Below are 14,317 nucleotides of genomic sequence, written 5' to 3'. Positions count from 1 at the left end.
TATTGGTTTCATTTTTTGTGCCGCCGAAGGTAAGCCACATAGGACAAACCTCGGACCAAAACGCAATCGATTTCGTCCCGGCGGTTTACTCATCCTTGGGAATCGCTCCGGTGGCCTGACCGAAGTAGAAGACAAACTGCTGCATCTGGTTAGCGAGTTCCTTATTCTGAGTCGCCCGGAAGTAGGTATCGGCCAGCCCCCGCAGTGTCTGGTAGAACATACGGTCCATCTCCAGCACCTGCATCTCCTTGGTCCATAAGTCGATCTTCAGGGTTTCCTTGCTCTGCTCGTCGAAGAGGCTCAGCAGCATGGCCTTGCAGGCCTTCGGTGCCTGTCCGGCCGGGTTATCACTGGCTGACCAGGTCATCTCGACCGGCATATTGCTTTCGTCCAGTCCGACATCGACGGTGATGCGGCTCTTCTTCTTGACCTTATACTTAGTCATACGGTAAGTTTTGTCGCAAGGTAGGGCTGTAGCGGCGATACCGATTACAAGTCCGGGCCGCGGGTAGGTAAAGGACGCACGGATGATTCGAATACCGTACTTTGGCTGCAAATCACCCACATGTTTCTTCTTACCGGAGCCAACGGTTTTATTGGTAGTGCGCTCGTTCAATCGCTTAACGAGCGGGGAATCACGGACCTCATCCTGGTAGATGATTTCCAGCACTACGAGAATAAGTCGCCGAATCTCGATGGGAAGGAGTACCTGGTCAAAGTGGAACGCGACACGCTGTTTACCGTATGGGACCAGGAGCAGTGGCCCCTCACCGGCGTCTACCACCTCGGAGCCCGCACCGATACCACCGAAACCGACCGCCGCATCTTCGACCGACTGAACCGCCACTTCAGTATGGAACTGTGGAACCGTTGTGCCACCTTCCACCTACCACTGGTGTATGCCAGCAGTGCCGCTACTTACGGGGATGGTAGTCAGGGGTTTTCAGATTCGACGGATCCCGATAAACTGCAGCCGCTCAACGAGTATGGTAAAAGCAAGAACGACTTCGATGCCTGGGCACTCCAGCAGGAGGACGCGCCCCCGGCCTGGTACGGACTGAAGTTTTTCAACGTCTACGGCCCGAACGAATATCATAAAGGACGTATGGCCAGCGTAGTCTGGCATACCTACCGGCAGGTGCTGGCCACCGGCAAGATGAACCTGTTTCGCAGCCACCGGGAAGATATTGGCGACGGAGCGCAGGCAAGAGACTTTATCTATGTAAAGGATCTAAGTCAGGTCATGATTCATCTGATGACCGAGCAGCCCGATGCTACGGGATTGTTTAATCTGGGCACGGGGCAGGCCCGGACCTTTCGCGATCTGGCCGAAGCTACCTTCGAGGCCATGGACAAGCCGGTCAACATCCATTTCATCGATACCCCACAGGATCTCCGGGCCAACTACCAGTACTTCACGGAGGCCGACATGCACAAGCTGCGCGCGGCCGGCTATTCCGAAGCCTTCACCCCACTGGAAGAAGGGGTAAGCGATTACGTTCGGCACTACCTGGTGCCGCAGAAATACTATTGATTTACTATTAATCACATCAATCGAATGGAACACCATCCGCAGACACTAGGCGAATTCATCATATCCAACCAGAAAGATTTTGAGTACTCCTCCGGCGAGCTCACTCGCTTGCTGAATTGTATCCGACTGGCCGCCAAGGTCGTGAACCATGAAATCCGTCAGGCGGGATTGGTGGACATCACCGGCACCATCGGCAACGTGAACGTGCAGGGCGAAGAGCAGAAAAAACTGGACGTTTTTGCCAACAACGTCTTTATCAATGCCCTCACGAACCGCAACATTGTCTGCGGCATCGCTTCGGAGGAGAACGAAGACTTCATCACCATCAGTGGCGCTAATAATGCCCACCGCAATAAATACGTGGTCGTGATGGACCCGCTTGACGGCAGTTCCAACATCGACGTCGGCGTATCCGTTGGCACCATCTTCGGCATTTTTCGGCGCATTTCGCCCGAGGGTACGCCGGTCACGCGGGAGGACTTTCTTCAGCCGGGTAATATGCAGGTTGCCGCGGGCTACGTCATTTACGGTACCTCTACCATTCTGGTCTACACCACCGGCAATGGCGTCAATGGCTTTACCCTAAACCCCGCCATCGGCACCTACTACCTGTCGCACCCGAATATCCGGATCCCGGAGATGGGTAGAGTCTATTCCGTCAACGAAGGCAACTACGTGCACTTTCCGCAGGGGGTGAAGGACTACATAAAGTACTGCCAGAAAGAAGAAGAGGACCGTCCCTACACGAGTCGGTACATCGGCAGCATGGTAAGCGATATCCACCGCAATCTGGTGCAGGGTGGTATTTACATGTATCCCAAAAGCTCGGAGCGGGAGGATGGTAAGCTTCGACTGGTCTACGAGTGTAACCCGGTTGCCTTCCTGCTCGAACAGGCGGGCGGTCGGGCCACGGACGGTCACCGCCGCATCCTGGACCTGAAACCCACGGAGCTTCACCAGCGCGTTCCCCTGTTTGCCGGGAGCAGCAAAATGGTGGATAAAGCGATGTCCTTTCTAAAGTAGACAAATGGCACGGCAGGAGCGCGTTATATCGGTTGATTTATTGCGGGGATTGACCATCGCCGCCATGATCCTGGTCAATAATCCCGGTGATTGGGGCAACGTTTATGCGCCATTCCTGCACGCCCCGTGGCATGGGTATACCCCGACCGACCTGATCTTTCCTTTCTTCCTGTTTTTGGTGGGCTGTTCCATTGCCTTTGCTTACCGGAACCGGCAACCGGATTGGGATACCTACCGGAAGATCCTGGTTCGCAGCGCCAAGCTGATCGCGCTGGGCTTGTTTTTGGGGGCGTTTCTGATTTACCCGCCCTTTGTAAAAGCCTGGTCCGAGATCCGGTTTCCGGGTGTCTTGCAACGAATCGGACTGGTGTTTCTCATTGCCGCGCCACTGGCATTACACCTGCGCTCCGCCGCACTTATAACCCTCTCCGTGCTGCTCCTCCTGGGGTACTGGGTGCTGATGGGCTTCGTGCCGGTTGAGGGGGTGTTGCCGACCTACGAACGGGACCCGTATAACTGGGCGATGTACGTGGATAAAATGGTGCTGGGGAGCCATACCTACAAGGAAGATTACGATCCGGAGGGGCTGCTGAGCACCATTCCTTCGGTGGTCACCTGCCTGATCGGGGTGGTTACGGGCCGGTTGCTGATCGGCCCGCGGGTAGACAAAGTCAAGCGAATGCTGCTTGCCGGGACCGTACTGCTCGTGCTCGGACACGCATGGGGCTATGTATTTCCGATCAACAAAGCCTTGTGGACGAGCAGTTTCGTGCTGGTTACCGGGGGCTGGGCGTTAGTATTACTGGCGGCTATCTACTATACGACCGATGTTCGACATAAGGTATGGGGACGCGTATTCATCTACGCGGGGGCAAACGCGCTCATCCTGTATTTCTTTTCCAGCTTTTTCGCCAAGATATTTGGAAGTATAGCGGTAGGGGATACCTCCTTACATGGCTATCTCTACCAGCAAGTTTTCGTACACGATTTTCTGCCGGCCAAGCTCTCCAGTCTGCTCTACGCTAGCGTACTGGTGCTTTTCTATTTGGCGGTTGGCGTTGTGTTGTACCGCAAGAAGATCTTTTTCAGGGTGTAGGCAAAGCTAAGCGGAGGAAATTTGGAGGCCGTACGGAAAGAGCTCTTGCGCGTATGACGAAACGTTAAATACGTTGATGGTGGTAGAAGGGCCGAACACCCCGACGTTTAGCAACATATCCCTCTACTCAATTCTCCCACATGCAACGTCTTTGCTTTACGCTTATGGCAGGCCTTTACGCCGCCGTTTCCCACGCCCAGGACGATGCCCTGATCGATATCGATATCGACAAAACGGAGTGGTACGAAAATCCGCTGCTGTGGGTGGCCGTAGCCGCTTTCTTTATCATTCTTATCGTAATGACCCGCCGCAAACGCACCTAGGTAGCAAGCCGGCGGCCGAACAGCGGGGCGCGCTTGGCTATTATTAGGGTAAAAGCTCTATGCAGCGCTATCTCCCCACTCTTTTGCTTGCTTTGTTTGCCTTCGTGCTCACGGCACAGACTGGCGTCGACGTCGACCCGCCAACGGACCCGGATCCCAGCGCGGCCGAGTCACCAACGCTCTGGATCTTACTGGCCGTTGTTTTATTAGGTGGATTGCTTTACCTACGCAGCCGGAGCCGACGTGTGGGTCGTAGGTAATTAGCGTTCACCTATAGTGAGCAGGCCACGCGTCAGCTCCCGGATGACGCCCCGTTGATTGGGGTCGTAAATCCAGTTGGTATCGAAACGACCGAGCAGCTCGGCATTTGCTTCCTTAGCTAATGCCAGGCTGTGAAATTCGGTGGATTTATTATGCTGGAAATAGGCCACCTCGTCCAGGATTTCCCGGTCGATCTTATACATCACGAAGTCGCTGATCATCAATACGTCGGCATCCTCGTAATCGTGGCTCTTCAGTTGCCGCAGCGCTTCGTACAAAGCCAGGGTAGCATCCGTGCCGCCGTAGAATGACATCTGGAGAAACTTGGCCAGCTCGTCTAACGAGTTGGCCACATCATGTAAGTCCAGCGTCTTGATGCCCGTGCTGAAATTGATCAGGTAGGCGCGTCGGTTCGTATTGATGGCCATTTTCAGGATGCCGAAGGTCAGCACCTTGGCAATTTCCTCGGCCCGGCCCATCATGGACTGGCTGGTATCCACGCAAACGATGAACGGCCCCCTTTCGCGTTGTTTTACCCGGTGGTGGACTTCCATCTGCTGGGTATCGCTCCGGGTCAGCTTGCGCTCTTCGTAGCGGAGGGTTAAGAGGCTATGATCCGCGTACTTCTTGAGAAAGGCCGTTTCGGTGTCTATTCCGCTTAGCAGAGTTGCTTCGGAACTGAGCATATGGCTGAGGTCCTGGCTTTCGTGTACGCCAACGATCTCCGCCCGGCCCTGGGGATCCACCGTCCATTCCTGCCGCACGATGGTTTTCTCGAAGGATTCTTCCTCGATCTCGATCTCCGCCTCGCGCATTTTACCTAGTAGATCGGCCAGTTGCCGGAGACTGTCCTCGTCCGCCAGCAGGCTATCGTATTGCTTCAGTACGTCGAAGCTGGTGGCTTGCCACAGGTCGCGGCTCATATCCCAGCCGAGGTAATCGGTAAAGGGGTCCAGGATCGAGGTGAGCTGTCGGTATTCAGAAACCTTCTGTTCCAGGCGATCGAGGTAATCAGCCCGTGCCTCCTCCAACTTACTAAGCTGATAGGCTAGTATACGCGCCTGCAGCAGTGCATCCCACTGGGCGAGGAGGTCGGTCAGGATGCGATCGAACTGCCGGCGTTCTTCCTGCGTCCAGTTATCCGGATCGCTGCGGTAGAAGGTGTTCAATCGATCGGCGTAGAAGTGGGTATCCAGCTCCTCGCGCTCGTATTCGGTTTGTAAAAATTGAAGCAGCTGGGGATAGCGGTAGCGAAATACCTTGGGTGGCGTAACCGCCCACCCCTTGATGTAGTCCAATTCCTTGGCGTAGGGGTGTTTGGCTTCGACCTTCTGGAAGGTCTTCTTCATCCAGTAGAGGGTATCGAGGACGATCTGCCGGGTAATGCTACTATTAGCGGAGGTCACGAACAGGAGGTGGTCGATCGCGAACACATCCTCGATAGCCCGGCGGAAATAGCGGCCGTACTCATCGCTCAGGTCATCATCGGGCGGCGGTTGTTGATTGATGCGGGCACGCATATACTCCACCAGGTAGCGGCGGGTACGCCGATCGAGTAGATTCCCGAAAGCTATAAAGCGTTCGAACTCTGATTCCAGTACATCATCCTCATTACGCACACCAGCATAACCGGGCAGCGCCGGGGGAGTTTAGACCGTAAAAAAGGGCCGCCTTCCGATGCTTGGGAGGCGGCCAATAAAACCACTTAGAGAAAAATAAATCTTCGGTTAACGTAGACGGATCCTTACAGATCAGCCAAATCAAATGTCTGAATAACGGCGATTAGCTTTTGACCATAAAGGGGATCGCGGCTGTAGCCGGTCTGCCCGAGGGCCTCGATCCACTGCTGGTAGTTGACGGATTCGTGCGCGAGTTCGGGAAAACGCCGCTGTATGAGTTGGCTGTGGGCCCGCCAGCTACTCCACGCGTTGTCGTAGACGTTTGCGGCGCTGGCTGCGGGGAAGTGATTGTTGTTGTTCATCGCTTCGGTGGCTTTGCCAGCCTCACTTTCCACGATGGCCATAGCCATTTTGGCCGGCGCGGGGATGTCAAACTTTTCCTCTTCGGTCCGGGCGACGCGGGCGAACCGGTCGATGTAAGCGCGTACCGTCGTGGTATGGAGGTCGTTGACGCTCCATGCTTTCTTCCTTGCCGTTGGTGTCGAGCTGATACCAGGCATCATACTAAAGGTAGAAGGTTCGTCAGCGGACGGGGCCGGGGAGTCCTCCGTGGTTGCGGCGGCCGGGGCGCCTACCGTGACGGTAAAGTCGATTTGTTTCTGGGTGAAGACGAAAGCGACAATGGCAATCAGCCCGATACGGAACCAGGTCAGCCGCAAGCGCGTCATCCAGGTCGGGGGAATGTATTCGGTTTGGGCGGCCCGGTGGCGGGCGGAAGTAAACACTTGCCGGCTGCGTGCCCGTAACCGGGTGGCGAGCAGGGACCAGTTGATATTCAGAATCTTGCCCTGCTGGTGGCTGTGGGCGGGAGTGGTCTGATAGGACATAGCCGTGGACTTTTTTTGCAACTACCACCCGGGAAGCCGGGTGCTACCACAAATATAACACGGTATGTTTTAAAATGCAAGACTAAAACAACAAAAAGTTCTATTGCTGTTTGATCAGGATGCGGATGGGGGATGCATCGCCGCCCGAGATCTTCAGCGGCAAGCAGATCATTTCGTAGTCCCCTTCCTTTACGCGGCGCAGATCCACGCCCTCGATGATCCAAACTTTCGCGCCCAGTAGCGCGCGGTGGGTTTGGGGGTTGCCTTCGTGAAAGGGACCGACGGACAAATAATCTACTCCGATCAGACGGAGTCTTTTGTCACTGATCCAGTGGGCGGCGGCCGGCCCGATGGCGTGGTATTCCTTGTCGAAGGGTTGTTGCAGCCAGTTGGCTTTATCGCTGTTCGGGGTACGCAGAATGAGCCGTTCCCCTTTTTCCAGCGGCCGGGTGCGCTCTTCGTATGCGATCAGGTCTTCGGGCGTGACTTCCGCGCGGGGCGTGACATTCGCGATCCGCACCGGACCCATCCCCACTTCGAAGGGGGCTTGTGAAATATCCACTCCCTGCGCGAGGAAGTGGCTGGGGGCATCCATATGCGTACCACTGTGCAGACTCATATGCAGGACGGATACCATGGCCGAGTCACCGCAGTGAATACAACTTAAGGTTTCCAAATCCGTCTTGGGCTGGCCGGGCCAACCGGTCATGTTTTCAAAGATGGGGTAGGTCACATCCGTCCAACCCTCGTACCATGCTGCCATGTGGCTTAATTTTCATTCGTTCGCATGGGGTAAGGGCATATTGCCCGAATAGTTGAGGCATCGGCACACTTATTGTCAGCTTCTACCGAGAGAAAAGTTTTGAATTTCGTTGACCGGCAACTATCTTGGTCGAAAATTTGGTGGCAGCGCCCACCGACGACCTAAGTGGATCATGCACAATTTAGATCGGTCATTACGCCGCACTTCTTTATACGCTTAACACACCGTAATGACCCCACCGACTGATTACCACCGCTACTGGCGGGACAATCTCAGGTATCTAGCAATATTACTCTTGATATGGTTTGCCGTCAGCTTCGGTTGCGGCATCCTTTTTGTTGATGAACTCAATCGATTGCGTATCGGCGGAGCCAAGCTGGGTTTCTGGTTCGCGCAGCAGGGGAGCATCTATGTCTTCGTCGTTCTGATCTTCGTTTACGTCTACCTGATGAACCGCCTGGACCGCCGCTACGGCGTCAACGAATAGCCGCAATCCCCCAGCATGACCGTACAAGCCTGGACGTACCTTATCGTCGGTGCCACTTTCTTACTCTACATCGGTATCGCCATCTGGGCCCGGGCCGGCTCCACCCAGGAATTCTACGTAGCCGGCGGCGGCGTCCATCCCGTTGCCAACGGCATGGCCACGGCGGCCGACTGGATGAGTGCGGCGAGTTTTATATCCATGGCCGGCATTATCAGTTTTGCCGGCTACGACGGTGCGGTTTACCTCATGGGTTGGACGGGGGGCTACGTGCTCCTCGCGCTGCTGCTCGCCCCCTACCTGCGAAAGTTTGGGAAATTCACCGTACCGGACTTCATCGGTGATCGCTACTATTCCAATGTCGCCCGTACCGTTGCCGTCATCTGCGCCATCATCGTCAGCTTCACCTACGTGGCCGGTCAGATGCGGGGCGTCGGATTGGTATTTAGCCGCTTTCTTGAGGTAGATATCAACACCGGTGTATACATCGGTACGGTGGTCGTTTTTTTCTACGCCATCATGGGCGGTATGAAGGGCATCACCTATACGCAGGTGGCCCAGTACTGCGTACTCATCTTCGCCTACATGGTGCCGGCCATCTTCATCTCCCTGCAGATGACCGACAACGTTATTCCGCAACTGGGTTTCATTGGTGAGATGAACGATGGATCCGGAATGGCGCTGCTGGATAAACTCGACCAGCTCCACACCGAACTCGGCTTCGCGGAGTATACCAGCGGTACCAAATCCACCATCGACGTCTTTGCTATCACGCTGGCACTTATGGCCGGTACGGCCGGACTACCTCACGTCATCGTGCGCTTCTTTACCGTGCCCCGCGTGAAGGACGCCCGGATCAGCGCCGGATGGGCCCTCCTGTTCATCGCCATACTTTACACGACGGCACCGGCGATCGCCGCCTTTGCCCGCACGAATCTCATCAATACCATCGAGGACCGTCCCTATGCGGAACTGCCCCCGTGGTTCGCCAAGTGGGAGGAGACCGCTCTGGTGGCCTGGCAGGATAAAAACGGTGACGGACGCCTGCAGTATGGTCCCGGCGATCCCTTCGTGGGCGCGGTCGACCAAGTAATAGATGGCGGCGGAGCGCAGGTAGAAGGCGAATTCGGGCAGACGATGCTCAACAACGAACCGACGGCCAACCGCAACGAGGTCTACATCGATCGCGATATCATGGTGCTTGCCAACCCGGAAATAGCCCGCCTCCCCGCCTGGATCATAGCGCTGGTCGCGGCCGGTGGTCTGGCCGCCGCGCTCTCCACCGCCGCCGGTTTACTACTGGTCATCAGTACGGCGGTCAGCCGTGACCTGATGCGCAAGCAGATCAAACCAAATATGAGCGAAAAGGAGGAACTGTGGTGGGCCCGGGGTGGAGCCGCGGCCGCGGTGCTCGTTGCCGCTTACTTCGGGGTCAACCCGCCGGGCTTCGTCGCGGCCACGGTCGCCCTGGCCTTCGGCCTGGCTGCCGCCAGCTTTTTCCCGGCCATCGTCCTGGGCATTTTCGACAAACGCATGAATCGGTCGGGTGCCATCTCCGGAATGCTCGTCGGCGTCATCCTGATGTTCGGCTACATGGCCGTATACCGGCTCGGGTGGTTTGTGGACGAAGTGCCTCCGTCCTCGTCGTGGTGGTTCGGCATCAGCCCGGAAGGCTTCGGTAGCGTGGCCATGCTGGTCAATACGGTGATCGCCCTCGTGGTCAGTCGCGCCACCGCGCCGCCCCCCGCTGAGGTGCAGGAGATCGTCGAAGAGATCAGAATCCCCCGGGGTGCCGGGGCGGCGATCGACCACTAAAAATTTACGGCTTCGGTGTGTAATCTGCAGGATCGAAGCATCAATCGGTAAAGCCTGCTATGCTGATCCGATACTTAACCCTATGCTGCCTGCTCTTCTCCTTTGCGCGTTCAGTCGCCCAGGACGAACAGCCGATTTCATCCGCAATTAACGACGTAACCGTCTACCGAAAGGGAGCTCAGATCCGTCGATCCGCCCTAGTCCGGATCGATCCGGGGCGGGCCACGCTGGTCTTTACCGGACTTCCAACCCGGGTGGTCGAGCGCAGCATACAGGTAGCCGCGCCCGACAGCGAGGTTATTATCCTTGGTGTGCGCCACCGCTTACATCATAACCAGAGCAATCAAAGCGGGGTAACCGCCGATTCGTTCAAGCTCGCCCGGGAGCAACTTCTCCAGCAGGAGCGAAGACTTAAAACCCGTCTGGCCATCGGACAGGAGGAAGAAGCCGTCCTGGCGGCGAACCGCGACCTAGGCGGTAGCGACAGCGGTCTCGATGCTACGGAACTGGAGCGGGGAGTACGCTACCACCGCGAACGGATCACCGACATCCGGATGGAACGTCTGTTGCTTACGGACAGCCTGCAAATCATTGCTGACCGACAGCAAGCCCTGGCCGAACGCTTCTCCGAATCGATGCTGGATAGCCTTCCCGAAACTACGGGGGAGGTGGTCGTGGAAATTGAGAGTGCTTCGACTTCCCGGGATAGCATGCACCTTACTTATATAGTAGCGGACGCTGGCTGGGAACCCGTCTACCACCTGCGTATGACGGATACGGATAGCCCGCTCGCCCTCAGCTACGGGGCCAGAGTAAGCCAACAGAGCGGCGAAGACTGGGAGACCGTCCGGCTGAAGCTTTCCACCGGTGACCCCGGACGGTCGACGCGCTTACCCAATCTGATACCCTGGAACCTGGCCCCGTACCAGAAGCCGCCTTCCTACACCACGACCGACCCCGGCTTCGAGCTCACCGAAGTACGTGCGGTCAGCGGGCGCGTCACGGATGAAGTAGGAAATGCGCTTGTCGGCGTGACGGTCTCCGTCAACGGCACCTCCCTGGGTACGGTCACGGACTTGGACGGAAGCTACTCCATCTCGTTACCACAGGGCGGCATGAAGCTTACCTTCAGTTACATCGGCTACGAGAACCAGCATCGATCCGTTAGTGGACCTACCCTGGACGTCCAGCTGTTTCCGGATGCACAGACCTTGGACGAAGTCGTAGTGGTCGGGTACGGCGGCCCGCAAAGATTGGCGGGGGCGGCACCGGGAGTACATTCAAAAAGGCAAGCTAGCGCTTCCGTGCCGTTGCCGATGACGATCGACCGGCGACCCACCACCGTTAATTTCGCCATCGATCTGCCGTACACGATCCCATCGGGTGAATCCTCCCGCCTGGTAAAAATCCAGGACTTTAGCGTGCCAGCGGAGTATCGGCATACAGCCCTACCGAAGGTCGACGAGCGGGTATTCCTTTCTGCCATCGTCCGCGATTGGGAACGCCTAGACCTCATTGACGGGGAGATACAGCTTTTCGTAGCCGGTACTTTCTTAGGAGCTACCCAACTGGATGTGTCGCAAACCGCGGACAGCCTCGTATTCTCTCTCGGACCTGACCCGGGCGTAGTCATTCGTCGCAGCCCGTCGGAACGGTACAGCCGGGAGGCTGGACTATTCGGTGGCAAACGGACGGTGTGGCGCGGCTGGGAGTTATCCGCCCGCAATACCAAAACCGTACCGGTTCACCTGACCGTGATCGACCAGGTTCCGCTGGCGGCGCAAGGTGGCATAGACGTGGAGGTCGAGTTGCCCGACAATGTAGAGTATGACCAAGATTCCGGTGCGCTTAAGTGGGATTTCATCCTCGTTCCAAGCAGCGGTTGGGAAAGCGAATTCGGCTACCGCGTCCGGTACTCCACCAGCGGACCCCTGTATTTGGAGTAGCGGGGCCATGTCCTGATCACCAACGTACCTTCACGGCTGCCACCTAAACCATTGCCGTGAGTATCGATCGCCTCTACATAGCCGCCACTTCCCAACACGTTGGCAAGACCACCTGTACGCTCGGCCTGATGGCGGCCATCCAGCAGCGGGGGAAACGGGTTAGCTACTGCAAGCCGGTCGGACAGGAGTGGGTGGAACTGGGCGGCCTGCAAGTTGACAAGGATGCGTTGCTCTTCGCCCGCGGCATGGAATTCGACCTCAAGGCCGAATTACACAGTCCGGTCATCATCGGCAGGGGGGTGACCGCCAAATACCTCGATGACCCATCGAGGTACGATTTTCGAACCGCCATCACGAAGGCCAGCCGCAAACTCCAGGCGCGCAACGAATTCGTGATCTACGAAGGAACGGGACATCCCGGCGTAGGAAGCGTCTGCGACGTGAGCAACGCCCAGGTCGCCCAGCTGCTGAATGCCCCCGTGGTCATGATCGTGGAAGGCGGTATCGGTAGCACGATCGACCGCCTGAATATGAACCTGGCGATGTTCCGCGAACGACGGGTGCCCGTACGGGGCGTGATTGTCAACAAGACGCGTCCCGCCAAACTGGACAAGGTGCGTAAGTACGTGGGCATGTACCTGGAGAAGAAGGGCATCCCCTTACTCGGTGTGCTTCCCTTCGAGAAAGTGCTTGCCAACCCGATCATGGCATCCATCCGGCACAGCCTCAAGGGCCGGACGCTCCTGAACCGGGAAGGCCTGGATAATCAGGTAGAGAACATCGCCAGTGGCAGCCTGCTTGCGCAAGAGGAGGTAGAGAACCTGAAAAATCTGCTGGTGATTGTCAGTCACCGTCGGCTCAGCGAGGCACTGAGCGCGCTACAGGTAATCCTCCAGGATCGGTCGCTGCCGGGCAGTACGATTTCGGGTGTTGTCGTCACCGGACTGGCGGACGAAGACGCGGACTTACCCCACAGTGATTTCCTGACGGCCCACAACATACCGGTAGTCGCCTGCTCGCTGGATACTTACGGGGCGGCCGTGCGGATCAGCCAGATGGAGGTCAAGATCAATCTTAAGACGCCCTGGAAGATCCGACGTGCCGTGGAACTGATCGAAGAGAATATTAACCTGGATCTGCTACTTTGATACCGTCGCGTCGTCCTCCGAAGGCTTTTCAATCGGATCACCGACGCTGTTCAACTGGGCCAGGTAGGTGTCCCGCAGTTCGAAGAACTCGGGCAGGTACTCCTCGGGCATCGGCTCGGCGTCGGGGAAGTTGAGGCGAGTGTGGTCCACCTGACGGCCGTTTTCCCAGAAGCGGAAGCAAACGTGCGGTCCGGTAGCCAGGCCGGTGGAACCGACGTAGCCGATGACGTCTCCCTGATTGACGCGTTTGCCAACGACCATACCGGGAGCCCGCTTCTGCATGTGCAGGTACTGGGTAGAGTAGCGCTTGTCGTGGCGGATCTTGACGTAGATACCGTTACCCCGCGTGCGTCCGGATTTGCTGATCGTACCGTTAGCGACGGCTACGATCGGAGTACCGTAGGGTGCGGCGTAGTCCGTGCCGAGGTGGGGCTTGACGCGACGCTGTACCGGGTGGAAGCGGCGGAGGTTAAACCGGCTGCTAATGCGGCTATAGCGTACTGGAGCCTTCAGGAATAAAGCATCCTTGGGTTGTCCGTCCAGGCCGAAGTAGCCCTGTTGGGTGCTGTCTTTGCTGACGAAGTAGAAAGCGTAGATGTCCTTACCGCCGGTACTGTAGCGGGCGGCCTTGACGCGACCGAAACCGGCCTCGCTGTCCTCGACGTATTCCTGCTCGTAAACGAGTTGAAAGGCGTCTCCTTTTTGCACGTGGTAGAAGTCAACCGACCACTGCAGGGCATCCTCCATCTTATCGGTCAGGGCGAAGCTGTGGCCGGAGTCGACCATGGCGTTCCACAGGGAGCTTTCGATCTTTCCGGCGGCGAGACCTTCCTCGACGCGGATCGGAAGTTTGACGTACTCGTCCTGGCCGCCGTTCTGCAGGTCCAGTTTGAGGTAGCGATATACGCTGGGACTGTAGATCATGTAGTCAGGGCCCTTCGTATCGGGGTCATCCAGTACCTGATAGGTCAGGCCGGCGCGCAGGTTCCGCACGTCGAGCATATCGTTAAAGGTATTGGAAGAGCGAAGCGCATCGAGGGGCTCCATACCCATGCCAAGGAGGATGTCACTTAGCGTCTGACCGAATTGAATGGTATCGAGACTGAGCGAGAAAGTGTCCAGCGCGACACCGTAACGTACCGTCGGTTCTATGATGGGGAAAGCCTGGAGCTGGACTTGCTTACCGTCGCCAGGGGGCGGCGGTGAGGCGGCGACCAAACTACTAACGATGGTGCTACCCAACGCTATACTTACCACTAATGCAACTGCTGCCGACAAAAGCCGACGCTTACGAACCTGTAGCCCTTTCTTCACGTACTAATATGTTTCTTTCCAAGGTCGCAAATCGACCCGCGACAAATATAGAAAGAAATGATAGACCAGAATATTGTAGGGCGGCACCGTTCCCTGAACGAAAT

Annotated in this window: 13 protein-coding genes; 8 read left to right on the top strand and 5 right to left on the bottom strand. The window is 56.8% G+C overall.

Annotated elements, in window-relative coordinates:
* Positions 1–85: 85 nt before the first annotated feature.
* The gene (gene gldC, locus DRW39_RS16725; protein ID WP_116108215.1) at positions 86–445 is read right to left on the bottom strand and encodes a gliding motility protein GldC; all 360 of its coding nucleotides are present in this window, start codon (positions 443–445) and stop codon (positions 86–88) included.
* Between the two features lie 120 nt (positions 446–565).
* Here gldC and rfaD point away from each other — a divergent pair, with 120 nt between their 5' ends.
* The 4 genes from rfaD (at position 566) to DRW39_RS22325 (ending at position 3,976) form a co-directional block, all read left to right on the top strand.
* The gene (gene rfaD, locus DRW39_RS16720; protein ID WP_116108214.1) at positions 566–1,534 is read left to right on the top strand and encodes an ADP-glyceromanno-heptose 6-epimerase; all 969 of its coding nucleotides are present in this window, start codon (positions 566–568) and stop codon (positions 1,532–1,534) included.
* A gap of 24 nt (positions 1,535–1,558) precedes the next feature.
* A complete protein-coding gene (gene fbp, locus DRW39_RS16715) occupies positions 1,559–2,557 on the top strand; it encodes a class 1 fructose-bisphosphatase (RefSeq protein ID WP_116108213.1) in 999 nt (332 codons plus the stop codon).
* A gap of 4 nt (positions 2,558–2,561) precedes the next feature.
* Entirely contained in the window at positions 2,562–3,653 is a 1,092-nt protein-coding gene (locus tag DRW39_RS16710) for an acyltransferase family protein (protein ID WP_116108212.1), read from the top strand.
* Between the two features lie 140 nt (positions 3,654–3,793).
* Positions 3,794–3,976 carry a hypothetical protein gene (locus DRW39_RS22325; protein WP_157976177.1) on the top strand — a complete coding sequence of 61 codons (183 nt, stop codon included), beginning with the start codon at positions 3,794–3,796 and terminating at the stop codon, positions 3,974–3,976.
* 260 nt (positions 3,977–4,236) lie between these two features.
* Here the strand turns inward: DRW39_RS22325 and DRW39_RS16700 are convergent, their stop codons facing one another.
* The 3 genes from DRW39_RS16700 to DRW39_RS16690 form a co-directional block, all read right to left on the bottom strand.
* A complete protein-coding gene (locus tag DRW39_RS16700; protein ID WP_116108210.1) occupies positions 4,237–5,856 on the bottom strand; it encodes a VWA domain-containing protein in 1,620 nt (539 codons plus the stop codon).
* 125 nt (positions 5,857–5,981) lie between these two features.
* On the bottom strand, positions 5,982–6,743 hold the full coding sequence (locus tag DRW39_RS16695) for a glucosaminidase domain-containing protein (RefSeq protein WP_157976176.1): 762 nt from the start codon (positions 6,741–6,743) through the stop codon (positions 5,982–5,984).
* Positions 6,744–6,843: 100 nt separating this feature from the next.
* On the bottom strand, positions 6,844–7,506 hold the full coding sequence (locus DRW39_RS16690; RefSeq protein ID WP_116108208.1) for a cyclase family protein: 663 nt from the start codon (positions 7,504–7,506) through the stop codon (positions 6,844–6,846).
* Between the two features lie 229 nt (positions 7,507–7,735).
* Between DRW39_RS16690 and DRW39_RS16685 the strand changes: the two genes are divergently transcribed.
* From DRW39_RS16685 to DRW39_RS16670, 4 genes are read left to right on the top strand one after another with little or no spacing between them, the layout of a single operon-like run.
* A complete protein-coding gene (locus DRW39_RS16685) occupies positions 7,736–7,993 on the top strand; it encodes a DUF4212 domain-containing protein (RefSeq protein WP_116108207.1) in 258 nt (85 codons plus the stop codon).
* Between the two features lie 15 nt (positions 7,994–8,008).
* Positions 8,009–9,805 (top strand): sodium:solute symporter family protein, encoded by a 1,797-nt coding sequence (locus DRW39_RS16680; RefSeq protein WP_116108206.1) that lies wholly within the window; start codon positions 8,009–8,011, stop codon positions 9,803–9,805.
* 59 nt (positions 9,806–9,864) lie between these two features.
* Complete coding sequence (locus DRW39_RS16675) at positions 9,865–11,751, top strand: DUF4139 domain-containing protein (protein ID WP_116108205.1); 1,887 nt, start codon at positions 9,865–9,867, stop codon at positions 11,749–11,751.
* A 56-nt stretch (positions 11,752–11,807) separates the two neighbouring features.
* On the top strand, positions 11,808–12,899 hold the full coding sequence (locus tag DRW39_RS16670) for an AAA family ATPase (protein ID WP_232830175.1): 1,092 nt from the start codon (positions 11,808–11,810) through the stop codon (positions 12,897–12,899).
* Here DRW39_RS16670 and DRW39_RS16665 read toward each other — a convergent pair.
* Positions 12,891–14,117, bottom strand: coding sequence for a M23 family metallopeptidase (locus tag DRW39_RS16665; protein WP_116108204.1), 1,227 nt, complete (start codon positions 14,115–14,117; stop codon positions 12,891–12,893). The genes DRW39_RS16670 and DRW39_RS16665 overlap by 9 nt on opposite strands.
* Positions 14,118–14,317 lie beyond the last annotated feature (200 nt).

This window comes from Lewinella sp. IMCC34191, assembly GCF_003390935.1.
GTDB lineage: Bacteria > Bacteroidota > Bacteroidia > Chitinophagales > Saprospiraceae > Neolewinella.
This window is presented reverse-complemented; position numbering and strand designations above follow the sequence as displayed.